Consider the following 20,782-nt stretch of genomic DNA (forward strand, 5'->3'; position numbering starts at 1 on the left):
TCCGACTCGCAGGGGGGAGCGCATTTTGGGGCATGATCTCAGCCGCACATATGTAATGTTGTTACATTGTGCAAGGCGGACTTGCGCGCGAAGCATTTGCATTTGCGCCGAACAGACTTGCACTGGCACGGCGCGCGGCACAAAGAGCGAGCCACCATGGCCACTTCCGCCTCCGTGTCGAACCTGTTCAAACCCGCCCCGCACACCCGCGCCCGGCCTCTGGCGATTGCGCGCTGGCTGGAGCTGGTGGCGCTGCTGGTGGTGGGCATCGTGGTTGTCGGCGGGATTACCCGGCTGACGGAGAGCGGCCTTTCGATCACCGAATGGAACGTGGTCAGCGGCATCCTCCCTCCCTTGAACGAGGCCGCGTGGCAGGCCGAATTCGCCAAGTACCGGCTCACCGCCGAATTCCGGATGGAAAGCGGCCCGGCGGGGATGGATCTCGCCGCGTTCAAGTTCATCTTCTTCTGGGAGTGGTTCCACCGCATCCTCGGGCGGGTCATCGGGCTCGCCTATCTGTTGCCGCTGATCGTGTTTGCGGCGCGGCGAGCGATTCCGGCGGGATACGGCTGGCGGCTGGCGGCGATGTTCACGCTGATCCTCGGGCAAGGGGCACTGGGATGGTACATGGTGTCGTCGGGCGTCGGGAATACCGACCTGACCGATGTGAGCCATTTCCGCCTGTCCGCCCATCTGCTGACGGCGCTGTTCCTGCTCGCGGGTCTGGTGTGGACGTCACGCGATTTGCGGCTGCTCGCCCGCGATCCTGCCGCCCGCCCGGCGCCGCTGACGGCGGGCGCGGCGCTGGTGGCGGGCGTGTTGTTCGTCCAGCTGCTGCTCGGTGCGTGGGTGGCGGGGCTCAATGCCGGACTCGCCGCCAATGATTGGCCGCTGATGAACGGGCGGCTGCTGCCCGAGGTGGACTGGTCGCAGGGCGCGCTGTGGACGCTGACGCATGATCCCTTCCTGCTCCATTTCCTGCACCGCTGGTGGGCGTGGGTGGCCGTCGCGGCGCTGGTGTGGCTGGGACGGGCGGTGCGCACAACGGATCGGTTCGCGAGCATCGCGGTGCACAGCGCCTTCGGGACGATGGTGCTGCTGGGGATTGCGACCGTGATGAGCGGCGTCTCCCTGTGGATCGCCGCCGCGCACCAACTGGTCGGCGCGCTGACGGTCGCCGCGACGGTCTGGGCGATGCACAGCAACGGAGTCGCACGGCAAGGCGGAGCTACCGCCTGATGGCCGCCGCGCTGGTGTGGTGCCCCTTCCCCGATGTTGAAAGCGCCCGCGCCGCTGCCGACACGCTGCTCGATGAAGGGCTTATCGCCTGCGCCAATATCCTCGGCACCATCGAATCCCGCTTCGTGTGGGAGGGCGCCCGTGCTTCGGGCACCGAGACCGCGGTGCTGTTCAAAACCGTCGCCGACCGTCTGGATGACGTGGTCGAGCGGGTCGGCGAACTGCATCCCTACGATACGCCCGCCATTCTCGGTTGGCATGTCGATGAGGCCCATCCGGCAACGCTGGCATGGCTGGCCGGAGCCATTTCCAGCTAACGGTATTATTTTACCGCATCGCGAAATGGCGCTTTTGCTTGACTTTCACGGGGGTCGGCGACATTTGCGCCCCACTTCTCCGCTCGGCCGTGTGCCGCGTGGGGGCGATTCTCCCGGACATTTGCCGGCAGAACAGTTTCGAACCAAGGACACATGCCATGAAGGCGCTCAGCAAGCAGACCCGGTCGATCAAACCGGCCGAGGTCGAAAAGAACTGGCACATCATCGACGCCGACGGTCTCGTCGTCGGTCGCCTCGCCGCGATCGTCGCCAACATCCTGCGCGGCAAGACCAAGCCGACCTACACCCCGCACGTCGATTGCGGCGATCACGTGATCATCATCAATGTTGAGAAGGTGAAGTTCACCGGCAACAAGATGGGCAACAAGATCTATTACAAGCACACCGGTCACCCCGGCGGCATCAAGGAAACCACCCCGGCCAAGGTGCTGGGCGGTCGTTTCCCCGAGCGCGTGCTTGAAAAGGCGATCGAGCGGATGATCCCGCGCGGCCCGCTCGGCCGTGATCAGATGCGTGCGCTGCACCTCTATGTCGGCACCGAACACCCGCATGATGGCCAGAAGCCGCAGGTGCTCGACGTCGCTTCCATGAACCGCAAGAACAAGGTGGCCGCATAATGTCCGACGAAACCACCACCGTCTCGGATCTCGCCGACCTCAAGGATATCGCCGCTGGCGTTCCGCAGGGTGACGCTGCCGAAATCGCTCGCGTGGCCGCACCGCTGCGTGACCGTGAAATCGACGCGCAGGGCCGTTCCTACGCCACCGGTCGCCGCAAGGATGCGGTTGCCCGCGTGTGGGTCAAGCCGGGCACCGGCAAGATCACCATCAACGGCCGCGATCAGGAAACCTACTTCGCGCGCCCGACTCTGCGTCTGGTGATCAACCAGCCCTTCACCATCACCGACCGCAGCGGCCAGTACGATGTGATCTGCACCGTGCGCGGCGGCGGGTTGTCGGGTCAGGCCGGCGCTGTGAAGCACGGCATCGCTCAGGCGCTCAGCAAGTACGAGCCGGAACTGCGCAGCGCGGTGAAGGCTGAAGGCTTCCTCACCCGCGACAGCCGCGTGGTCGAGCGCAAGAAGTACGGCAAGGCCAAGGCCCGCCGCAGCTTCCAGTTCTCGAAGCGCTAAGCTTTTCCCGCAAGGGATACAAAAAAGGGCGGCCCCGGAAGGGAGCCGCCCTTTTCTTTTGCCGCCCGGGAGACTCGGGGGCTCAGCGTTGCAGCAGCATGATCCCGAAGGACAGCCCGCTCGCCGACAGGAAGATCGGCCACGACCAGTAGATTTTGGCATCCGCGAGATGCACCGCATGAATCGCCAGCGGACCGGCGCTCGATCCCTGCGAGCCGACCACCAGAGCGACCGTCGCTGACAGGATCGCGCCAAAGGTCATCGCCTTGATCAAATCCATCGCCATTCCCTTCGTCGCACCAGCCGCAGGGGGGGAGACTTGCCCCAGGCGGCCGTCGGTTGAACAGGGCAGGCAGGAAAGGGCCAGCGCGTGCATGCCATCCCAGCCTGCATCCGCGATTTGACCAACAAAACCTTAAGGCCAATCCTAGGGAAAAGGTTAAGGCGCAGCCCCGAAATATTACCGATGCGCGCAGATCAATGCACCGGCGGATCGACCGGGGGGACACGATCGACCGGAGCGACCGGCTCGCCCGGTGTGCGCGGCGGGGTGGCATCCTCGGGGACATCCGCGATCAGCATGTCGGGCGTCGGAACACCTTCGAGATTGCGCACCGCCACCTCCAGCCGCACGCCATCCCACGTCAATTCGTTGAAACTGGGCGGGGTTGAGCGGGTGCGATGCGACAGGGTGCCCGCGCCAATCATGCGGACGGCGCCTTCGCTGGTCGGCTCGGCGATGTCGAAGGCGTCATGGACATGGCCCGACAGCACGCCGAGCACATCGCGCCGCGCGAGTTCACGCAAGGCATTCTCGCCCCCGCGGGTCAGCGCCGTGCCATGCGTTCCGGCCTCGCGCAGCGGGTGGTGCACCGCCACCAGCGCCCGCGTTCCGGCAGGCAGCCGGTCGAGCGCATCAAGGCAATCGGCCAGCGCCGGGGCCGTCACCCAGCCCTTCGACCAGTTCATGCGCGGCTGCCAGCGCCGCACGGTCTTGAGCGGCACGATCGCCAGCCCCGGCAGGTCGATCTCGCGTTCGACCAGCGTCTTCATCCCCTCGAACCGTTTGTAGGGATCGAAAAAGCGCTCGATCAGGTTGAAATAGGGCATGTCGTGATTGCCGATGCTGATCGTCACCGGAACGTCGAGCGCGGTGATCCAGCGGGTCGCAGCGGCGAATTCGTGATGGCGCGCGCGCATCGTGTGATCGCCAGTAATCACCACCGCAGCGGGGCGCTTGGCCGCGATCTCGTCGCGCACCCATGCCAGCGCGTCGCGATCCTCCAGCCCGAAGTGGATGTCGGACAGGTGGAACAGGCGCAGCCGGTCAGAGCTCATGCGATGTCGCCAGCAGATCCACGCCGCATGGCTCAACCGAGAATCGCGAACCGGAGGGGCATTCGCTTGGCTCACCGTCGATCAGGCAGGCCAGCGGGCTGCCATCGGCGCTGACGAGCGTAAAGCTGTCAGCGATCCCGAGCCGGTCGTGCGGCCCTTCGCGGAACCGGCGGCGCACCAGGGCCCAGGCCTGCCCGGCATAGTCGAGCGGGGCCTCGGCGAAGTATCCGTCGATCTGCACACCGTGTTCGCCGGGGGTCAGTTCGATGAGCGGATAGCCGCCGTCGCGCGACAGGCGGCTGTCGGCCAGCATGACGCCTGCCCCGGTGGTGGTGTGGCGCAGCGCCTCGACCGTTTCCTTCGCCATCTCCGCGATATCGCGCCTGCGCATCGATTCGCGCACGCGGCTCCACGCGGTGCCCGGGCCGACCAGCAGCCCCGCCAGCGCCAGCCCAGCCTCGCAGCGCACACAATCCAGCCGCCGCGCGCGCGCACCGCCGCCGGCCACAATATCGAGGATCGTGTCGAGGTCCGTCGTCCGGTGCAGCCGCAGTGGCAGCAGGTTCATCGTTCCGCCCGGCAGCACCAGCACCGTGCCGCCCCAGCCGGAGAGCTGATTGATCAGCGTGTTCATCGTGCCGTCGCCGGTGTAGATCACCACATGCCCGATCCCTGCCGCATCCAGCGCGGCGGCATCGGGCAGGGGATCGTCGGGAAAGGCCACCACCCGCTCGACCGGCCAGTCGCGCGCCGTCAATGCGGCGGTGAGCGTTTCGGCGGAGGTCTGGTCATTGCTCCCGCTTGCAGGGTTGACCACGAGCCAGCAGGGGGTGTGCGTATCCATCGTCGTTTGTGCTCCGGCGCCCCCGGCTTGGGCGCTATACCCGCCCGCTCAGGATCAACCAAGCGGCACCGGCATTGAAAAAGGTGTAGGCGGCATAGGCCCAGGCATAGCCCGGCCATCCCTCAACCGAGAGCAGCAGCGCGAAGAACAGCACGGCAAATTCGCTCACCAGGGCGGCGCGGCTGCCCAGCGTCTGGCTCACCTGCGGCAGGCGCGCGAACAGCGGGTGACCGCTTTTGAACACAGCGCGGTTGATCGCGAAGTTTCCGATTCCCAGCAGAAAGATGATGATGGTGGCCGAACCCATGCCGCCACTATGGCGCTGCGCTGGTCGATTGGGAACCGCCATTTGTCCCGCCATCAGCACCATTGGTCATCAGGCCGCCGCGTCTGTCGACGGCGGTACACGGGTTGATCGAAGGCCGAATGCGGGCGGCAGGAAGGGGGCGTATCAGGGGTTTCAGCAGGGCGCTTGGCACCCCCGCCGGATCGGACCCCCGCCCGATCTCAGGCCCCTGCGAGATGGAGGAGATGAAACATGAAACCCCTTGCGAAAACACTCACACATGCCCTTGCGGCGCTTGGCCTTGCCGGCGCGGCGATCAGCCCGGCGATGGCCGCCGAGATGCAGAAGACGACCATCCGGGTCACAACCACAGACATCGATCTCGGCACGGCGAACGGTCAGAAGACCCTCGACAAGCGCGTCGAGAAAGCCGTGCGCCAGGTGTGCCGCACCACCAGCCTGACCACCGGTTCGCGCGTGATGAGCCGAGACGCCCTCGCCTGCCTCGCCAAGGCGCGCAGCGATGCCAAGCAACAGGTCGCCGCGCTTATTTTGGAACAGCAGCGCGGCGGCTAACCGCAGCTGCAATCCTGCGCCAACCGACGCCCCGCAGGCTGGATGGCGCAGTCGATACGGCCCGAACCCTTCCAGTCCCTGGGGTTCGGGCCGTTTTTTTGTTTTCCGGCACTATTGGTGGGGCGGGCGTCAGCGCAGACCGCGAATCAACGACCCGCCATCGCCTTGACGCGCGCGAGGTAAGTGCGCCCGATGCGCAGCGCCTCGCCGTTGACCAGTTCCGCCGACCACACGCCTAGGCCATCGTGACGCAGTCCGCGAATATGGTCGCGGCGCAGGATGGTGGAGCGGTGGATGCGGATGAACTGTTCGGGATCGAGCCGTTCTTCCAGCCCGGCGATGGTCTGGAGCAGCAGGTAGGACCGCCCAGCTTCCGGCCCGCCCACGTGCAAGCGGACATAGTCCCGCTCGGCATCGATCTGGTGGACTTCGCTCACTGCGATGCGCAGCAGCTCAGACCGGTGCGGCACCCACAATTCGTCGAGATAGCGGCTCGCCTTCTGGCGGCGCTGGCCACGGCGGGCGACGGCACGCTCGATCGCGCGTTCCAGCCGGTCAGCCGAGACGGGCTTCAGCACGTAATCGACCGCCTCCAGATCGAACGCCTCGACCGCGAAGTGATCATGCGCGGTGACGAAGATCACCACCGGCGATTGCGGCTGATTGGCGAAATGGCGCGCAACGCCAAGCCCGTCCAATTCGGGCATGGTCATGTCGAGCAGCACGAGATCAGGTTCAAGCTTCTCGGCCAAGCGCAGCGCGGCGGCGCCGTCGCTCGCAGTGCCGACCACGCGGACGGCAGGGATTTCGGCGCAGATGACCTGCACCCGCTCAACCGCGAGGGGTTCGTCGTCGACGATCAGGGTGCGCAGCGCAGTGGTTTCCGTGTCGGTCTCAGGCATAGCGGGCTGTCATTCTGGTCAAGGGGATGCGGATTTCGGTGCGGTAGCCGCCCGGCACGGGGGCGGAGGAAAAGCCGATGTCGGGGCCGAAACGGGCCTCCAGCCGGTCACGCACATTGGCAAGGCCAATGCCGAAGCCGTGCGGTGTCCCTTGCGGCACGCCGGGGCCATCATCGCTGACGGTGATCACCAGCCGGTCAAACTCCTCGCGCGCGGCGAGCGTGATCGTCACCGGGCGCGACACCGGCGAGACGGCGTATTTGACCGAGTTTTCAACCAGCGGTTGCAGGATCATCCCCGGCACCCGCGCTTCCTCAAGCTCCTGCGGGAGATCGAACACGCACACCAACCGGGTCGGGAAGCGCACCGCCTCGATATCGAGGTAGAGCTTTTGCAGATCGAATTCGTCGCGCAGGGCAACATCGGCGGTCGGTTCAGTGGCGAGGCTGTGGCGGTAGAAGCGGCTGATCGTCTGGATCATCCGCTCGGCCCGGTCGGCCTTGCCGGTCATCACCAGCGCGGACAGCGAATTCAGCGTGTTGAACAGGAAATGCGGGTTCACCTGATAGCGCAAGGACAGCAATTCAGCGGCCTTGGCGGCAGAGCGGAACTTGTTCTCACGCTGCTGCGCCGCGCGCGCCTGGACGCCGGCGAGCAAGGCAAAATAGGTCGAAGCCCAGGCGAGGAGGAGGAAATACCGCCCCAGCGCGACGTCGAGCAGCTTGCGCCAGAAATCCGCATAGGTTTCCGCTTCCTCGATCAGCACGCTCTGCGAATCGGCGGACTGATCATCGGTTCCGCCCGCAGCAGGATCGGCGCGGCGCACCGGCACGTCGATCAGCAGATTGCCGGATTCGTCGCGGCGCAGATTGAGGTTGTACCGCTCGGCATAGGCCTGCCGCTGGGCGAACTCCATGTCCTTGAAGACGACGTAATTGACCTGCCCGATCGCCAGGGCCACCGGCATCGCCAATACAATCGCGCCCGAAATCTTGAGCCACAAGGGCCGGTTATCGAACAGGCGCAGCAGCAGCCACAGCACCAGCGTCAGCAGCACGCCGACGCCCGTGACCAGCAGCCGCCGCCAGCCGAGTTCAAACTGGAGTCCGAAATCCATCACCAGCGCGCGGACTGTGGTGAGCGCGAAGTAGGTCGCCCATAGCACCACCATCGAAAACAGCACCGTGCGGAAAGACACGGTGGGGGCGGGTGGATCAAGAGCGGCGTCGCTGGTCGGGTTCGTTGCCATTGTGACGGCCAGCGATAACGCCCCCGCCCGCTCAGCGCCACTGGCAGTGGCGCTTATTGTCGGGCGGGGTCAGGTCTTGGTCGAATTATGAACGGCTGTTCAGACACGCCGAACGACTTGCGACGCGCCAGCGCGCCGTCAGTCGCGCGGCTTGATCATGTCCGCCGGCACCACCCATTGGGCAAATTGCTCTTCGGTGAGCAGCCCCAGCGCCAGCGCCGCCGCCTTCAGCGTGGTGCCCTCGGCGTGCGCCTTCTTGGCGATCTTGGCGGCGTTGTCGTACCCGATATGCGGGTTCAGGGCCGTCACCAGCATCAGGCTTTCATTGAGCAGCTGGGTGATGCGATCCATGTTCGCCTCGATCCCGACCACGCAATTGTCGGTGAAGGCGTGGCTGGCATCGCCCAGCAGCTTCATCGATTGCAGCACGTTGTAGATGATCACCGGCTTGAACACGTTGAGTTCGAGATGCCCGTGCGATCCGGCGACAGTCACGGTCATGTGATTGCCCATCACCTGAGCGGCAACCATCGTCATCGCCTCGCACTGGGTCGGGTTGACCTTGCCCGGCATGATGGACGAACCCGGCTCGTTGGCGGGGAGGCTGAGTTCGCCGAGGCCCGAACGCGGGCCGGAGCCGAGCAGGCGGATGTCGTTGGCGATCTTCATCAGGCTGACGGCGAGCACATTCAAGGCACCCGAAATCTCCACCATCGCATCATGCGCGGCGAGCGCTTCAAACTTGTTGGGCGCGGTCACGAAGGCGTGGCCGGTTTCGGCGGCAGCCTCGGCCGCGAAGGCGACATCGAACCCGACTTTGGCGTTGATCCCGGTGCCGACCGCCGTGCCGCCCTGCGCCAGTTCCAGCACCCGCGGCAGCGCCGCACGCACGCGGGCGATGCCATATTCGACCTGCTTGGCGTAGCCCGAGAACTCCTGCCCCAGCGTCATCGGGGTGGCATCCTGCAAGTGGGTGCGGCCGATCTTGACGATGTCGGCGAATTCCTGCGCCTTGGCGTCGAGCGCGCCGTGGAGCTTCTCCAATGCGGGAATCAGGTGATCAAGCGCTTCGCTCGCCGCAGCAATGTGCATCGCGGTGGGGAAGGTGTCGTTCGACGACTGGCCCATATTGCAGTGATCATTGGGGTGAACCGGGGACTTGCCACCCTTTGTGCCGGTCAGCATCTCGTTCGCGCGGCTGGCGATCACCTCGTTGGCGTTCATGTTCGATTGGGTGCCGCTCCCGGTCTGCCACACCACCAGCGGGAACTGGTCGGCGAGGGTGCCGTCGATCACTTCGCGCGCGGCAGCGACAATCGCCTCGCCCAGTTTGGCATCGAGCACGCCGAGCTTCATGTTGGCCTTGGCCGCCGCAAGCTTCTGGATTCCCAGCGCCCGCACCAGCGCCGGCGGCATCTTTTCGCCGCCAATCGGGAAGTTGACGATCGAGCGCTGCGTCTGCGCGCCCCAATGAACATGCGCCGGAACCGCCACTTCGCCCAGCGAATCCGTCTCGATCCGCACGTCCTGCCCAGCTGCCGTCATGTCACTCATCGAAGCCATCCCTCATTAAGTCGAATACAATCCCGAAGGGTTCGGCGCTCCCCTAAGCACCAGCGCGCTGCAAGGTCAAAGGCCGAAATCGCCAGCATACGCGTCGCTGCGACGCGGTCCAAAGGCCTTGGAACCGGAGCCGCGCGCGTTTAAGGAGAGGGTTGACGGACTGTATTGCGTCACTAATACAGTTAGCCCGAGAGACGATGAACACCATGACCACGACTTTGCCCGATACTCATCTTGCGCGCCGCGCCATGATCGACAGCCAGCTGCGCACCAGCGGGGTGAACGAGGAATATGTGCTGGCGCGCATGATCGCTGTCCCGCGTGAGGATTTCCTCCCCGCGGACAAGGCTGCGCAGGCCTATATCGACCGTGCGGTGATGCTGGGTGAAGCAGGCCACCTCGCCGCCCCCCTGTTCTATGGCAAGCTGCTGCTCGAAGCCGCACCGATGCCGGATGACCGCGTGCTCGTGGTCGGCGGCGGCACCGATTACCTCGCCGCGCTGCTGCGCCCGCTGGTGGCCGAACTTCACCAGATCACCGCAGCCGAGGCGGCGAACGCAGGTGGCACCGGCGCCTATTCGCTGATCGTGATCGATGGCGCGATCGAGCAACTGCCCGATGGCCTCGCCGCGCAATTGACCGATGAGGGCCGGATCGTCACCGGCCTCGTGCTGCGGCAGGTCACGCGGCTGGCGACGGGTCGCAAGGTCGCCGGCAAGGTCAATCTGCAACCGGTCGAGGATCTCGGCATCCCGGTGCTCCACGCCTTCGACGCGCCCAAGACCTGGACCTTCGCGTGAACCGCAAGCCCGCCTCGCTGATCTGGGCCGGTTCGGCCAGCCTGTTGGCGCTTGCCGCTGTGGCAGCGCCCGCGCAGGCCGATAACCTGCGTGATGCGCTGGCGGCGGCTTACACCACCAACCCGACGCTCGAATCCGCCCGCGCCACGCAGCGGGCGATCGACGAAGGCGTGCCGATCAACCGCGCGCAGGGCCTGCCCTCGGTCGCGGTCACGGCGACCCATATCGAGTTCATCCAGCAATCGGCCAACGCCTTCACCGCGCCCGAACGTAACCTGGGCGTGAATGCCCAGCTGCTGGTGCCGGTCTATTCGGGCGGCGCGGTGCGCAACGGGATCGCTGCCGCCAAGGAGCGGGTCGAGGCCGGACAGGCCGATCTGCGCAACACCGAAAGCACGATTTTCAGCCAGGTCGTCGCCTCCTACATGGACGTGCTGCGGACCGAGGCGCTGGTGGCGCTGGCGCGCAACAATGTCGCCGTGCTGCGCACCAATCTGGAAGCGACCAGTGACCGGTTCCAGATCGGCGATCTGACCATCACCGATGTCGCGCAGTCACGCTCGCGCCTCGCGGTGGCAGAAGGCGATCTGCAAGGGGCCGAGGCCAACCTGATCGCCGCGCGGGAAACCTATATCCGGCTGGTCGGCAACGAACCGGGTGAGCTGGAAGCCCCGCCGCCGCTGCCCGGCCTGCCCGACACTGTCGGCGATGCCATTGTTGCGGCGCTGGAGAACAACCCCAACCTCGATGCGGCCAAGCAGCGCGCACAGGCCGCCGGGTTCGACACCAAGGCGGCTGGCAGCGGACGGCTGCCGTCCGTCAGCGTGTTCGTCAACGGCGATTACAGCGACTTCTTCGGCACGCTGGGCGGCCCGGTGTCGGCCGACTTCGCGCAGAGCGAAAAGACCGCCAATGCCGGCGTGCGGGTGACGATCCCGCTGTTCCAGGGCGGCCTGCCCGCCGCGCAAAAGCGCCAAGCCGGCGCACGCGAATCCGCCGCGCTGGAAGATGTGATCGCGGCCGAGCGGCAGATCATTGCGGAAACCCGCGCGACCTATTCCAACTGGCTGGCTGCGGGCGCCATCATCAAGAGCGCGCAGGCCGCTGTTGAAGCCGCCGAACTCAGCCTTGAAGGCGTGCGCGCGGAAAACTCGATCGGCAACCGCCAGATTCTCGACGTGCTCAACGCCGAACAGGAACTGGTCAACGCCCGCGCGCAATTGGTGACCGCGCGGCGCAATGCCTATGTCGCGGGCTTCAACCTGCTCGCACTGATGGGCCGGGCCGAAGCGCGCGATCTCAACCTTGATGCGGGCGTGCTCTACGATCCGCAGATCAACGCCGACCGGGTCAGCAGCAAGATGTGGGACTGGGACCGCGACCCCAAGGCGGAAGCGAAATCGACCAGAACCGTTGACATTCCCCCCGCCAACGCAACAATCGGCCCGCAATTGCTGCCCGGTGAGTGAGTGCGATCCCGATTCGGGACGGACTGGGCGGCATGACGACGGGGCGATACATGGCGCAGGATAACGAAGCATCGGTCGAGGAAATCCTTGAATCGATCAAGAAAGTGATTGCGCGCGATAACCGCGTCGGTGCGCTGGAAGCCCGGCGTCGGCGGATGCTGGTCTCCGAAGATTCCGAGGCTGAGCCCGCCCCGCTCGCCCGCACCCATCAGGTGCGCGATGCCGGTGAAGCGACCGACGAAGTGCTCGACCTGTCCGAAATGGAATATCAGGCCGAGCCTTCGGCGCTCCCGCTCGATCAGGCGGACGAAACCCCGCTGATTGCCGAAACCGTGCGCGATGCGATGCAGGAAAACCTCGCCGCGCTGGCGATGCTGGCAGAGCCCGGCGCAAGGCCGCAGATCGTGCGTTCGGGCGAAACCTCGCTCGAAGGCCTGACCCGCGAATTGCTGCGCCCGATGCTGGCGGAATGGCTCGAAGCCAACCTGCCGACGATGGTTGAAAGCCTCGTGCAGGCGGAAATCGCCCGGATCGTCGGCAAGCGCCGCTGATACTGGTGCCCAAAGGCTAGCCGGATCGGCAAAGGCGGGCTAATCCCGCCGCCATGCGTAACCTTACTGCTTTCGGCGCTGTCATCGCCGCCGCCCTTATCGCCGCGCCGCTTGCCGCGCAGGACGCCGCCACCATCCCGGGCGTCACCGCGCCGCCGATGAGCGCCGAGGATCTGGTCACCCTGCCGCGTCTGGGTGCGCCGGTGGTCAATGCCGCAGGCACGCTGGCGGTTTACAGTGTCACCATCACCGATCCCGAAAGCCTGTCGCGCAGCCCCGCCCACTATCTGCTCGACCTGAGCACACCGGGCGCCGCGCCGACCGCGCTGACGCTCCCGCTCAAGGGCAGCGATCTCGCCTTCGGTTCGGACGGCCAGCTCTATTTCCTCAGCAGCGCGCATCCCGAAGCAGGCGCGCCGCAGCGCAGCCGCGTGTGGCGGGTGACGCTGGCGAAGGATGGCACGGTCGGCACCCCGCAAATGGTCGCGGACGCGCCCCATGCCGCGATTGCCGGGTTCAAGCTTGCCCCCAATGGCACCGCCATCGCCCTGTGGGGCGAAGTCGCACGGACTTGCCCGACCTTCGGCTGCGCCGATGCCAAGCCGCAGCACCTCCCCGGCCCGGGCACCGGACGGCTGTATGACGCCAAGGACGGTTTCGTGCGCCATTGGGACCGCTGGGCCACCCCCGGCACCCCCAACCGCATCTTCACCTTCCCGCTGAAGAATGGCGTCGCGCAGGGCGAGGGCGTTCCGGTCGACGGCACCGATCCCGCCACCGGCATCACCGCCGACACGCCCACCATGCCGTTTGGCGGAGCCGAGGAAATCGCCTTCAGCCCTGATGGCCGCGCGCTTTACTTCACCGCGCGCCTTTCCAACGCGGAGGAGCCGACTTCGACCAATCTCGATATCTACGCCTCTGACCTGTCAGGTGCGGCCCCCAAGCTGCTGACCGCCAGCAATAAGGCGACCGATACCACTCCCGTCGTCTCGCCCGATGGCCGCTATCTCGCATGGCTGGCAATGGAGCGCCCGATCTACGAGGCGGACAAGCTCGCGGTACAGCTGCTCGATCTCTCCACTGGTGAGAGCCGCAATCTGACCAAGGACACCGACCTCAGCTTCGCGAGCCTCGCGTGGAGTGCGGATGGCAAGCACCTGATCGCCACCGCGCAAAAGGTGCTCGATACTCCGGCGTTCAACATCGACCCCAAGACCGGCAAGGTCACCGAGCTCAATCTGATGGCCGGGAACGAGGCGCATATCGCCAATCTTGTGCCGCTGCTCGGCGGCCGGGCGCTGTTCACCCGCGATTCGCTCGGGCAGCCGGCTGAGCTCTATCTGTCGGACGGCATGGGTCAGGCCCGCCCGCTGACGGATGTGGCGACCACCCGGATGGGGGGCCTTGCCAGCATCGTCACCCGCCGCTTCAGCTTCAAAGGCGCCAATGGCGACACGGTATGGGGCCAGATCACGCGGCTTGCGGATCAGACCGGGCCGATCCCGGCGCTGCTCTACATCCACGGCGGACCGCAGGGCAGCTTCAACGACAGCTGGTCGAACCGCTGGAACCCGCGCGTCACCGCCTCGCAGGGCTATGCGGTCATCTCGATCGATTTCCATGGGAGCACCGGATACGGGCAGGCCTTCACCGACGCGATCAACAAGGATTGGGGCGGCGGGCCGCTGGAGGACTTGCAGAAGGGCCTCGACGCCGCGCTCAAGCTCGATACCCAGATCGACGGGGACCGTGCCTGCGCGATGGGCGCCAGCTATGGCGGTTATATGGTCAACTGGATTGCGGGCCAATGGCCCGATCGCTTCAAGTGCATCGTCCAGCACGATGGCCTGTTCGATATGCGCAGCATGTATTATTCGACCGAGGAATTGTGGTTCCCGCGCTGGGACTTCGGCGGATCCTATGACGAAGCGCGCGAGACCTACGAAAAGTGGAACCCGGCCAATCACGTGGCCAAGTGGAAGACCCCGATGCTGGTCGTCACCGGCGAAAAGGACTTCCGCGTATCCTACAGCCAGGGCCTGATGAGCTTCACCGCCTTGCAGGAACGCGGCATCCCGTCGCAATTGCTGGTCTTCCCGGACGAGAATCACTGGGTGCTGGGCGCGAAGAACTCGCTGCAATGGCACAACACCGTGTTCGCGTGGCTGGACCGCTGGCTGAAGGTTGAGGCCGCGAAGTGAGCCGCCAGGAACTGCTCTCGGCGCAAACCGCGCTCGCCAAGCATTATGGCGATCCGGCCAAGGGAACGCAGATCACCCGCCACATCATGCTGTGTTCGGTATCGGACAAGCAGAAGTGCTGTTCGCGCAAGGAAGGCGAGGAGGCGTGGGGCTTCCTCAAGTCACGACTGAAGGAGCTGGGGCTGGTAGGCCCGCAACGCACCGACGAAAGCAAGCGCGGCGCGGGCGGGGGCGTGCAGCGCTCCAAGGCCGATTGCCTGCAAATCTGTGGCGCAGGGCCGGTCGCGGTCGTGTGGCCGGATGGGGTGTGGTACCATTCGTGCAGCCCCAAGGTGCTCGAACGGATCATTCAGGAACATCTGGTGGGCGGCGTGCCAGTCGAGGACTATCGCCTCAACCCGCCCTCCTAATCATCCTTCGGCGACCAGAACTCGTCCTTGCCCGGAAGCTGGTTATCGACCGATTCGTCGTGCCCCGTGCCGTTGCTGAGGAACACCAGCCCCATCAACCCGCCACCCAGCAGCATGGTGAGGCTGATCCCCAGCGCGACGGCGATATAGAAGTGCACCGAAATCATGCCGTTATAGGCAAAGAGCAGGCCCATCGCGATGGCGACGGTCAGGATGGTTGCGGCCAGCAGAACCTTCATGATCTGCCGATAGCGCGCCCAGGCGTGGGCGGCGTTCACAGGATCGTCGAGCGGGGATTTGCGCGTCATGCCCCCGACATGGCGTGCCACCGCCCGCTTGGCAACGCGCGAAAGCTGCAAGGCCTGATACGTGCGGTGCAAGACGCGCGCTGGACTGGATTCGCTTTTTGGCCGCGATCATGGCACCTTCCCGGTCTGAGAGAGAGGGAGTCGTTATGACCATTGCTCGAATCATCGCCCAGCGCGGCCCATCCGACATCATCGCCTGTGACGTCACCACCCCGGTGTCCGACGCCGTCGGCATCCTTGCCAGCAAACGCATCGGCGCCTTGCCCGTGCTGCGCGACGGGCGGGTGGTCGGCATCGTCTCGGAACGTGACGTGATCTACCGCCTCGCCGATCACGGGGGCAATTGCCTCGATCTGCCGGTCGAGCAGATCATGACCTCGCCCGCGGTCACGGTTGAACCGGCGACCACGGTGGACGAGGCCTTGAGCCTGATGACCCGCCGCCGCTTCCGCCACTTTCCGGTGGTCGAGAACGGGCAATTGATCGCCTTCATCTCGATCGGCGACCTCGTGAAGCACAAGATGGACGAAGTGCAGCACGAGGCCGAAGCGCTGCGCAATTACATTCAGGCGGTGTGACCGCTTGAGGAACGCCCTCACGCGCCCTAAATGAGAGCCATGACCGCCGCGCCCCTGATCCTCACCCCGTCCGCCGCCAAGCGCGTCGCGCTGATTGCCAGCAAGCAATCGCGCCCCGCGATCCTGCGGCTGGCTGTGGAAGGCGGGGGCTGTTCGGGCTTCCAATACAAGTTCGATTTGGCCGATGGGCCTGAGGCTGACGACTCCATCTCGGAAACCGATGGCGTGAAGCTGGTGGTCGATTCCGTCAGCCTGGATCTGATCGCGGGCAGCACGGTCGATTTCGTCGAATCGCTCGGCGGTGCGGCGTTCAAGGTCGAGAACCCGCAAGCCGCCGCTGGCTGCGGTTGCGGGGCGAGCTTCGGGATTTAGGTTGATCTCTCCCCTCGTCATTGCGAGGAAGCCCCATGAAAATCGCCACCTTCAACATCAACGGTATCAAGGCCCGCCTGCCGCGCCTGCTCGAATGGCTGGACGAAACCCGCCCGGCGGTTGCCTGCTTGCAGGAGATCAAGTCGCAGGACGAAGGCTTCCCCGCCGCCGAGATCGAGGCGCTGGGTTACTCGGCGATCTGGCATGGGCAGAAGAGCTTCAACGGGGTCGCCATTCTGGTCGACACGCGCGCGGGCTACACCCTCACCGAGGTGCAGCGCGGTCTCGGCATACCCGGCCCGAACGAGGGCGATGACGAGCAGGCGCGCTATCTTGAAGCGGATGTCAGCGGCGTGCGGGTCGCGTGCCTCTACTTGCCCAACGGCAACCCCCATCCGGGGCCGAAATTCACCTACAAGCTGGCGTGGATGGACAAGCTGCGCGCGCGCATGGCGGACATCTGGGCCGAGGAAGTCCCCGCCGTGGTGCTGGGTGATTTCAACGTCATCCCGGAAGATGACGATGTCTGGTCGGTGAAGGCGATGGCGGACGATGCGCTGATGCAGCCCGAATCGCGCGCCGCCTATGCGCGCTTCCTCACGGATGGGTGGACGGACGCGCTGCGGACCCACAACCCGCGCGGGGGCGTGTGGACCTATTGGGACTATCAGGCAGGCGCCTGGCAGCGGGACCACGGCTTCCGCATCGACCACATCCTGCTGTCACCCGAATGCGCCGATCGGCTGGAAGCCTGCGGCGTCGACAAGGCCCATCGCGGCCGGGAGAAAGCCAGCGACCATGCGCCTGTTTGGGCGCGGTTGAGAGCCTGACCAACCTTCAAGGACGCCCTCGGCGCGCAGCGCCGCAAGGGCGACCGCCCGCCCGCAGCCGCTCGCCCGTCAGGGCGAAACGCGGCGAGGATCAACGATAAAAGATGTGCGTGTCGATCTGAGCCAGCCGCGTCTTGGTGCGGCTCCAGCTCGGGCGGACGTAGCGGGCGTGGAAGAACACGGCATTGCCCGCTTCCGATTCCCACAGGCCCTGATGCGCGATTTGCGCGACAGCGACGGCGCGATCCCAGGCGGCGGTCCCGGTGCGGATGGCCGGCATCCGGCTTCCGCGCATGAAGGAGAATTGGCCCGGTTGGGCGACAACGCCGCAATAGGACCGCGGGAAGCGGCCATCTTCGGTGCGGTTGATGATCACCTGCGCCACGGCCAGCTGGCCCGCCAGCGGCTCACCGCGGGCTTCGAAATAGACCGCGCCCGCAAGGCAGCGCAGCTGTTCGTTCATCGGAGCATCGGTATCGACCATGCCGACCAGCTCCGTGAGCGATCCGGCTTCGGTCAGTGTCGGGGATTGCGTCTCGGCGGGGAGGGGTTGCACCACCGGCTCGGAAACGAAGCTGATCGCTTCAGGGACCAGCTCGACCTGTTCGGCCAAAGCGGGGAGGGTGGGCTGATCCGTGGCGGCTTGGGCCAGAGCGGCGGCATCGCGGCCGCTCGGAAACATCGTGGTTGCGAAAGCCAGCCCGGCAATCGCGACAATCGTGGCAGTCTTGCGGCGCATTCAATCTACAAATTGGGCGGTGAGCGCGCACAGTCGCAGGCGGGAACCTTATCCGGATGAAATCGGGATGTGGGGGTTCAAAGAAGCCTGCCGGCCGCTCCCCGTCTGCGTGCTGTAGGTTACGACCGAATTGCCGCCCTGCCAGCCTGCGCGAGGAATTGAGCGGGGCCGATAGCCACCTTGCCGTTTACGTCAACGCGAATCGTTCAACCCTGCGACGAACCGTTCGGGATCCGCGATGTCCACCTCGATAAGCCACATATCCTGGTCCTGACCACGCCTACGGGCCAGATATTCGGAAAATTCCTGAGGGTTATCAGCGTTTTCGTGCTTTGTGGCAATAAAAAGGCGCGAACCATCCCGTTGCGGCATCCTTTCGTAAAGCGCAGCCGCCTCCCCGCGACACAGCATTACCAAGAGGATCGTCCCCGCATCCCGCTCCCCTTTGGCGAGCACCGTGGCATAGCCGCCTTGCGACTCGGCAAGGCGCAGGATCGCGCTGGCCTCGAGATGCGCGGGGAGCCTGTCGTTCACATCACAACCCGGATGGGCCGTCAGCGGCGTAACCCGGCAGGCTGGACAGCGCGATGCGGCTGCGCATGAAGGTGCCGGTGCCGCGGCCGATCTCGTCACCTTCCTCATCCACCAGCCGCGCTTCGGCGACGAACACCCGGCGGCGGCCGCTGACCCAGCGGCCTTCGGCGGTGACGGTTCCGGCGCGCACCGGCTTCGAAAAGAACAGGTTGAAGCTGGTGGTCAGCAGGAAGCGATCAGTGACCAGCGAATTGGCGGCATAGAAGGCCGCATCATCGAGCATCTTGAAATAGATCGTCCCATGCGCCGCCCCGGCCGCGTGGTAATCCTCAGGCGTGACGGTGAAACGCAGCCGCGACTGCCCCTCGCCCGTGATGGTCAGGCTGCTGGCAAACTTGGCGTTGACCGGGGCCGAGGCATAGAGCCGCTCCAGCGCCCGGTAGTGCTGCTGGGCCCCACTCGCCGAAGGAAATCCGTCACTGCCAGACATGGAAAATCGGCGCGGATCAGGCCGCGGTGCGCAAGAACTGGTTGGTCAGCAGCGCATAGGCCGCATCGGTGTCAGGCGCATCGGCGAGCATCTGAAGCATGGTCTCATCCCGCGTCAGGCGCGAAATGGCGGCCAGCGCGTGAAGATGCGTCGCCCCGGCATTCTCGGGCGAGACGAGCCCGCACACCAGCGACACCGGGCGCGCATCCGCCGCCGCAAAGTCGATCGGCGTGTCGAGCCGGATCACCGCCAGCGACGGGCGGCGGATATCTTTCGAGCGGCAATGCGGGATCGCCACGCCGCGCCCGAACCCGGTGCTGCCCAAGGCTTCGCGCGCTTCGAGACTTTCCAGCACCTCGCCTTCATCCAGCCCGTAAGCCGAGCTGAGCAGCTGGGCCATTCGGGCCAGCACCTTGGGCTTGGTATCGAGCCGGGCGAAGGCAATCGCCTGCGGTGAGAGAGCCAGGTTGACGTCCATGCTTGTGCAAATCCCGATTGCGAGCGCGCGTGGGTGGCGAAAATCCGGGCCGGCTATGCTTTTCAAGGCACCGCCGGATCGGGGCGAAGCCCCTCCTGCTTCCGCCGCCTGGGCCTTTGACATGCGGCTTTCGCCCTTACGGCAACCGCTGATTCAGGCCCTATTTCGGCTCCACCCATCCGATAGAGCCATCGGCGCGCCGGTAAACCATATTATGCCGTCCGGTGCCAGCGTTTTTGAAGAACAGCGCGCCGGTGTTCCTGAGGTCGAGCATCATCACCGCGTCCGCAACGCTGGCGGTGGGGATGTCGACGCGGGTTTCAGCGATGACCAGCGGGGCATCGGCCACCACTTCCTCTTCCTCGTCTTCCTCGACGGCGAAGATGGTGTAGGCGGCCTCTTCCTCGCCGCGCGCGTGGTCGGCCTGTTCATGGCGGTCGGTCAAGCGGCGCTTGTAGCGGCGCAGCTGCTTTTCGATCTTGGCCATCGCATCATCGAAGGCGACATGCGCATCATAGGCCGAGCCCTGTGCCTTCAGGATCAGGCCCTGCATGACGTGGGTGACGATGTCGCAGCTGAAAGCGCCCGCAGGGGCTTTGCCGAAGGTCACGTGGCTGGAGATCGCACGGTCGAAATACTTGTCGACGACTGCGCCGAGCCGGTCAGCCGCATGTTCCTGCAAGGCTGCGCCGGTGTCCATCTGGTGGCCCGAAATCCGAATATCCATGAAGTGTAGTCCTCCCGTCCAGGTTGAGGAGCCCAATGTAAGGCGATGAGTCGCGCTCAGCCTTCACCGCGTCCAGATCGCCTCGGCGATTCCGGCGATGAAGGCGCGGTGACGTTCCAGCTCCTCCGGGCTGGCAACATGAGGGCGAGGTTCGCGCCGGGGCTTGTCGGCCGAAGGCCGGTGCCAAGGCGCGTTGGTGGTGGGTTGGGCCGCAAGGCCTGCGTCAGAATCTGCCGGCGCGAGGCCAAGCCCGATCTGCCGCCCGCCGGTGAGTTCGACATAGACCTGCGCGAGCAATTCGGCATCGAGCAGCGCGCCGTGCTTGACCCGGTGGCTCCGGTCGATCCCGTAACGGGTGCACAGTGCATCCAGACTGAGTTTGGCGCCGGGGTGCTTCTTGCGCGCAAGGGCGACGGTATCGACCATCCGGTCCAGGCTGATCGGCGCGCGGCCCAGCAATTCCAGCTCGTTGTTGAGGAAGCCGAAATCGAACCCGGCATTGTGCGCGACCAGCGCGGAATCGCCGAGAAATTCGAGCAATTCATCCGCCGTTTCGGCAAAGCGCGGCTTGGTGGCGAGGAACGCGGCGCTGAGGCCGTGCACGCGCTCGGCCTCGGGCGGCATACCGCGATCGGGGTTGAAATAGGCGTGAAAGGTGCGGCCCGTTTCGACCCGGCCGATCATCTCGATGCAGCCGATTTCCACCATGCGGTCCCCTGTCTTGGGATCGAGTCCGGTGGTTTCGGTGTCGAAGATAATCTCGCGCATTGGGCGGACTATCCTCCCATGTTCGGGCACTTGCAAGGGGTGCTTGCAATCAAATTG

General features: G+C 65.4%; 27 protein-coding genes. 13 read left to right on the forward strand and 14 right to left on the reverse strand.

The features are described 5' to 3' along the window. Positions 1–156: 156 nt before the first annotated feature. The 4 genes from GVM20_RS08840 to rpsI all read left to right on the forward strand — a co-directional run bounded on the left by GVM20_RS08840 (position 157) and on the right by rpsI (position 2,709). The gene (locus tag GVM20_RS08840) at positions 157–1,239 is read left to right on the forward strand and encodes a COX15/CtaA family protein (protein ID WP_166546838.1); all 1,083 of its coding nucleotides are present in this window, start codon (positions 157–159) and stop codon (positions 1,237–1,239) included. Next, positions 1,239–1,556 (forward strand): divalent-cation tolerance protein CutA, encoded by a 318-nt coding sequence (gene cutA / locus GVM20_RS08845; RefSeq protein WP_166546839.1) that lies wholly within the window; start codon positions 1,239–1,241, stop codon positions 1,554–1,556. Before GVM20_RS08840 ends, cutA begins: the two co-directional genes overlap by 1 nt. Before the next feature lie 158 nt (positions 1,557–1,714). Beyond that, positions 1,715–2,194: a 50S ribosomal protein L13 gene (rplM, locus tag GVM20_RS08850; protein ID WP_160759830.1), complete on the forward strand. Its 480-nt coding sequence runs from the start codon at positions 1,715–1,717 to the stop codon at positions 2,192–2,194. Then, entirely contained in the window at positions 2,194–2,709 is a 516-nt protein-coding gene (gene rpsI, locus GVM20_RS08855) for a 30S ribosomal protein S9 (protein WP_166546840.1), read from the forward strand. Before rplM ends, rpsI begins: the two co-directional genes overlap by 1 nt. 82 nt (positions 2,710–2,791) lie before the next feature. On the opposite strand, the gene GVM20_RS08860 is transcribed toward rpsI, so the two are convergent. The 4 genes from GVM20_RS08860 to GVM20_RS08875 all read right to left on the reverse strand — a co-directional run bounded on the left by GVM20_RS08860 (position 2,792) and on the right by GVM20_RS08875 (position 5,240). Beyond that, positions 2,792–2,989, reverse strand: a complete 198-nt coding sequence (locus GVM20_RS08860) for a hypothetical protein (protein ID WP_166546841.1) — start codon at positions 2,987–2,989, stop codon at positions 2,792–2,794. 197 nt (positions 2,990–3,186) lie between these two features. Beyond that, positions 3,187–4,047 (reverse strand): metallophosphoesterase family protein, encoded by an 861-nt coding sequence (locus GVM20_RS08865; protein WP_166546842.1) that lies wholly within the window; start codon positions 4,045–4,047, stop codon positions 3,187–3,189. Beyond that, the gene (locus tag GVM20_RS08870; protein ID WP_166546843.1) at positions 4,037–4,891 is read right to left on the reverse strand and encodes a diacylglycerol/lipid kinase family protein; all 855 of its coding nucleotides are present in this window, start codon (positions 4,889–4,891) and stop codon (positions 4,037–4,039) included. The genes GVM20_RS08865 and GVM20_RS08870 overlap by 11 nt, the downstream gene beginning before the upstream one ends. 34 nt (positions 4,892–4,925) lie before the next feature. Further along, a complete protein-coding gene (locus GVM20_RS08875) occupies positions 4,926–5,240 on the reverse strand; it encodes a hypothetical protein (protein ID WP_234031925.1) in 315 nt (104 codons plus the stop codon). A 189-nt stretch (positions 5,241–5,429) separates the two neighbouring features. Here GVM20_RS08875 and GVM20_RS08880 point away from each other — a divergent pair, with 189 nt between their 5' ends. Next, the gene (locus GVM20_RS08880; protein WP_166546845.1) at positions 5,430–5,753 is read left to right on the forward strand and encodes a UrcA family protein; all 324 of its coding nucleotides are present in this window, start codon (positions 5,430–5,432) and stop codon (positions 5,751–5,753) included. 146 nt (positions 5,754–5,899) lie between these two features. Here the strand turns inward: GVM20_RS08880 and GVM20_RS08885 are convergent, their stop codons facing one another. From GVM20_RS08885 to fumC, 3 genes are all read right to left on the reverse strand, one after another. Then, positions 5,900–6,655, reverse strand: coding sequence for a LytR/AlgR family response regulator transcription factor (locus GVM20_RS08885; protein WP_166546846.1), 756 nt, complete (start codon positions 6,653–6,655; stop codon positions 5,900–5,902). Further along, entirely contained in the window at positions 6,648–7,904 is a 1,257-nt protein-coding gene (locus tag GVM20_RS08890) for a sensor histidine kinase (protein WP_166546847.1), read from the reverse strand. The genes GVM20_RS08885 and GVM20_RS08890 overlap by 8 nt, the downstream gene beginning before the upstream one ends. 138 nt (positions 7,905–8,042) lie before the next feature. Next, positions 8,043–9,449, reverse strand: a complete 1,407-nt coding sequence (gene fumC, locus GVM20_RS08895) for a class II fumarate hydratase (RefSeq protein WP_166546898.1) — start codon at positions 9,447–9,449, stop codon at positions 8,043–8,045. A 215-nt stretch (positions 9,450–9,664) separates the two neighbouring features. Between fumC and GVM20_RS08900 the strand changes: the two genes are divergently transcribed. The 5 genes from GVM20_RS08900 to GVM20_RS08920 are packed head-to-tail and all read left to right on the forward strand — an operon-like array spanning position 9,665 to position 14,901. After that, positions 9,665–10,267, forward strand: coding sequence for a protein-L-isoaspartate O-methyltransferase family protein (locus GVM20_RS08900; protein ID WP_234031926.1), 603 nt, complete (start codon positions 9,665–9,667; stop codon positions 10,265–10,267). After that, entirely contained in the window at positions 10,264–11,736 is a 1,473-nt protein-coding gene (locus tag GVM20_RS08905) for a TolC family outer membrane protein (RefSeq protein ID WP_166546848.1), read from the forward strand. The genes GVM20_RS08900 and GVM20_RS08905 overlap by 4 nt, the downstream gene beginning before the upstream one ends. Before the next feature lie 50 nt (positions 11,737–11,786). Continuing rightward, entirely contained in the window at positions 11,787–12,287 is a 501-nt protein-coding gene (locus GVM20_RS08910; protein WP_166546900.1) for a DUF2497 domain-containing protein, read from the forward strand. A 53-nt stretch (positions 12,288–12,340) separates the two neighbouring features. After that, on the forward strand, positions 12,341–14,491 hold the full coding sequence (locus GVM20_RS08915) for a dipeptidyl-peptidase 5 (RefSeq protein ID WP_166546849.1): 2,151 nt from the start codon (positions 12,341–12,343) through the stop codon (positions 14,489–14,491). Then, complete coding sequence (locus GVM20_RS08920; protein WP_166546850.1) at positions 14,488–14,901, forward strand: (2Fe-2S) ferredoxin domain-containing protein; 414 nt, start codon at positions 14,488–14,490, stop codon at positions 14,899–14,901. Before GVM20_RS08915 ends, GVM20_RS08920 begins: the two co-directional genes overlap by 4 nt. On the opposite strand, the gene GVM20_RS08925 is transcribed toward GVM20_RS08920, so the two are convergent. Continuing rightward, the gene (locus tag GVM20_RS08925; RefSeq protein WP_160759818.1) at positions 14,898–15,209 is read right to left on the reverse strand and encodes a hypothetical protein; all 312 of its coding nucleotides are present in this window, start codon (positions 15,207–15,209) and stop codon (positions 14,898–14,900) included. The two genes, GVM20_RS08920 and GVM20_RS08925, sit on opposite strands and share 4 nt — an antisense overlap. 146 nt (positions 15,210–15,355) lie before the next feature. Between GVM20_RS08925 and GVM20_RS08930 the strand changes: the two genes are divergently transcribed. The 3 genes from GVM20_RS08930 to xth are packed head-to-tail and all read left to right on the forward strand — an operon-like array spanning position 15,356 to position 16,989. Next, complete coding sequence (locus tag GVM20_RS08930; RefSeq protein WP_166546851.1) at positions 15,356–15,787, forward strand: CBS domain-containing protein; 432 nt, start codon at positions 15,356–15,358, stop codon at positions 15,785–15,787. A gap of 39 nt (positions 15,788–15,826) precedes the next feature. Then, complete coding sequence (locus GVM20_RS08935) at positions 15,827–16,159, forward strand: HesB/IscA family protein (protein ID WP_166546852.1); 333 nt, start codon at positions 15,827–15,829, stop codon at positions 16,157–16,159. 35 nt (positions 16,160–16,194) lie between these two features. Next, positions 16,195–16,989, forward strand: a complete 795-nt coding sequence (gene xth / locus GVM20_RS08940; protein ID WP_166546853.1) for an exodeoxyribonuclease III — start codon at positions 16,195–16,197, stop codon at positions 16,987–16,989. A gap of 91 nt (positions 16,990–17,080) precedes the next feature. Here the strand turns inward: xth and GVM20_RS08945 are convergent, their stop codons facing one another. The 6 genes from GVM20_RS08945 to dnaQ form a co-directional block, all read right to left on the reverse strand. Further along, positions 17,081–17,728, reverse strand: a complete 648-nt coding sequence (locus GVM20_RS08945) for a cell wall hydrolase (RefSeq protein ID WP_166546854.1) — start codon at positions 17,726–17,728, stop codon at positions 17,081–17,083. Positions 17,729–17,920: 192 nt separating this feature from the next. Continuing rightward, entirely contained in the window at positions 17,921–18,262 is a 342-nt protein-coding gene (locus tag GVM20_RS08950; RefSeq protein WP_166546855.1) for a DUF1491 family protein, read from the reverse strand. Position 18,263: 1 nt separating this feature from the next. Then, positions 18,264–18,752, reverse strand: coding sequence for a PaaI family thioesterase (locus GVM20_RS08955; RefSeq protein WP_166546856.1), 489 nt, complete (start codon positions 18,750–18,752; stop codon positions 18,264–18,266). Positions 18,753–18,768: 16 nt separating this feature from the next. After that, positions 18,769–19,230, reverse strand: a complete 462-nt coding sequence (locus tag GVM20_RS08960; protein ID WP_160759811.1) for a PTS sugar transporter subunit IIA — start codon at positions 19,228–19,230, stop codon at positions 18,769–18,771. A 160-nt stretch (positions 19,231–19,390) separates the two neighbouring features. After that, positions 19,391–19,957: a ribosome hibernation-promoting factor, HPF/YfiA family gene (hpf, locus tag GVM20_RS08965; RefSeq protein WP_160759810.1), complete on the reverse strand. Its 567-nt coding sequence runs from the start codon at positions 19,955–19,957 to the stop codon at positions 19,391–19,393. Between the two features lie 63 nt (positions 19,958–20,020). Next, positions 20,021–20,725, reverse strand: a complete 705-nt coding sequence (gene dnaQ, locus GVM20_RS08970; RefSeq protein WP_166546857.1) for a DNA polymerase III subunit epsilon — start codon at positions 20,723–20,725, stop codon at positions 20,021–20,023. Between the last annotated feature and the right edge of the window lie 57 nt (positions 20,726–20,782).

Source organism: Porphyrobacter sp. SLTP (assembly GCF_009905735.1).
GTDB lineage: Bacteria > Pseudomonadota > Alphaproteobacteria > Sphingomonadales > Sphingomonadaceae > Erythrobacter.

What these genes read in the sequence shown, in the direction of transcription:
- GVM20_RS08840 (WP_166546838.1), top strand. Translation starts at nt 157, where the DNA reads ATGGCCACTTCCGCCTCCGTGTCGAACCTGTTCAAACCCGCCCCGCAC.
- cutA (WP_166546839.1), top strand. Translation starts at nt 1,239, where the DNA reads ATGGCCGCCGCGCTGGTGTGGTGCCCCTTCCCCGATGTTGAAAGCGCC.
- rplM (WP_160759830.1), top strand. Translation starts at nt 1,715, where the DNA reads ATGAAGGCGCTCAGCAAGCAGACCCGGTCGATCAAACCGGCCGAGGTC.
- rpsI (WP_166546840.1), top strand. Translation starts at nt 2,194, where the DNA reads ATGTCCGACGAAACCACCACCGTCTCGGATCTCGCCGACCTCAAGGAT.
- GVM20_RS08860 (WP_166546841.1), bottom strand. Translation starts at nt 2,989, where the DNA reads ATGGATTTGATCAAGGCGATGACCTTTGGCGCGATCCTGTCAGCGACG.
- GVM20_RS08865 (WP_166546842.1), bottom strand. Translation starts at nt 4,047, where the DNA reads ATGAGCTCTGACCGGCTGCGCCTGTTCCACCTGTCCGACATCCACTTC.
- GVM20_RS08870 (WP_166546843.1), bottom strand. Translation starts at nt 4,891, where the DNA reads ATGGATACGCACACCCCCTGCTGGCTCGTGGTCAACCCTGCAAGCGGG.
- GVM20_RS08875 (WP_234031925.1), bottom strand. Translation starts at nt 5,240, where the DNA reads ATGGCGGTTCCCAATCGACCAGCGCAGCGCCATAGTGGCGGCATGGGT.
- GVM20_RS08880 (WP_166546845.1), top strand. Translation starts at nt 5,430, where the DNA reads ATGAAACCCCTTGCGAAAACACTCACACATGCCCTTGCGGCGCTTGGC.
- GVM20_RS08885 (WP_166546846.1), bottom strand. Translation starts at nt 6,655, where the DNA reads ATGCCTGAGACCGACACGGAAACCACTGCGCTGCGCACCCTGATCGTC.
- GVM20_RS08890 (WP_166546847.1), bottom strand. Translation starts at nt 7,904, where the DNA reads ATGGCAACGAACCCGACCAGCGACGCCGCTCTTGATCCACCCGCCCCC.
- fumC (WP_166546898.1), bottom strand. Translation starts at nt 9,449, where the DNA reads ATGACGGCAGCTGGGCAGGACGTGCGGATCGAGACGGATTCGCTGGGC.
- GVM20_RS08900 (WP_234031926.1), top strand. Translation starts at nt 9,665, where the DNA reads ATGAACACCATGACCACGACTTTGCCCGATACTCATCTTGCGCGCCGC.
- GVM20_RS08910 (WP_166546900.1), top strand. Translation starts at nt 11,787, where the DNA reads ATGGCGCAGGATAACGAAGCATCGGTCGAGGAAATCCTTGAATCGATC.
- GVM20_RS08915 (WP_166546849.1), top strand. Translation starts at nt 12,341, where the DNA reads ATGCGTAACCTTACTGCTTTCGGCGCTGTCATCGCCGCCGCCCTTATC.
- GVM20_RS08925 (WP_160759818.1), bottom strand. Translation starts at nt 15,209, where the DNA reads ATGACGCGCAAATCCCCGCTCGACGATCCTGTGAACGCCGCCCACGCC.
- GVM20_RS08930 (WP_166546851.1), top strand. Translation starts at nt 15,356, where the DNA reads ATGACCATTGCTCGAATCATCGCCCAGCGCGGCCCATCCGACATCATC.
- GVM20_RS08935 (WP_166546852.1), top strand. Translation starts at nt 15,827, where the DNA reads ATGACCGCCGCGCCCCTGATCCTCACCCCGTCCGCCGCCAAGCGCGTC.
- xth (WP_166546853.1), top strand. Translation starts at nt 16,195, where the DNA reads ATGAAAATCGCCACCTTCAACATCAACGGTATCAAGGCCCGCCTGCCG.
- GVM20_RS08945 (WP_166546854.1), bottom strand. Translation starts at nt 17,728, where the DNA reads ATGCGCCGCAAGACTGCCACGATTGTCGCGATTGCCGGGCTGGCTTTC.
- GVM20_RS08955 (WP_166546856.1), bottom strand. Translation starts at nt 18,752, where the DNA reads ATGTCTGGCAGTGACGGATTTCCTTCGGCGAGTGGGGCCCAGCAGCAC.
- GVM20_RS08960 (WP_160759811.1), bottom strand. Translation starts at nt 19,230, where the DNA reads ATGGACGTCAACCTGGCTCTCTCACCGCAGGCGATTGCCTTCGCCCGG.
- hpf (WP_160759810.1), bottom strand. Translation starts at nt 19,957, where the DNA reads ATGGATATTCGGATTTCGGGCCACCAGATGGACACCGGCGCAGCCTTG.
- dnaQ (WP_166546857.1), bottom strand. Translation starts at nt 20,725, where the DNA reads ATGCGCGAGATTATCTTCGACACCGAAACCACCGGACTCGATCCCAAG.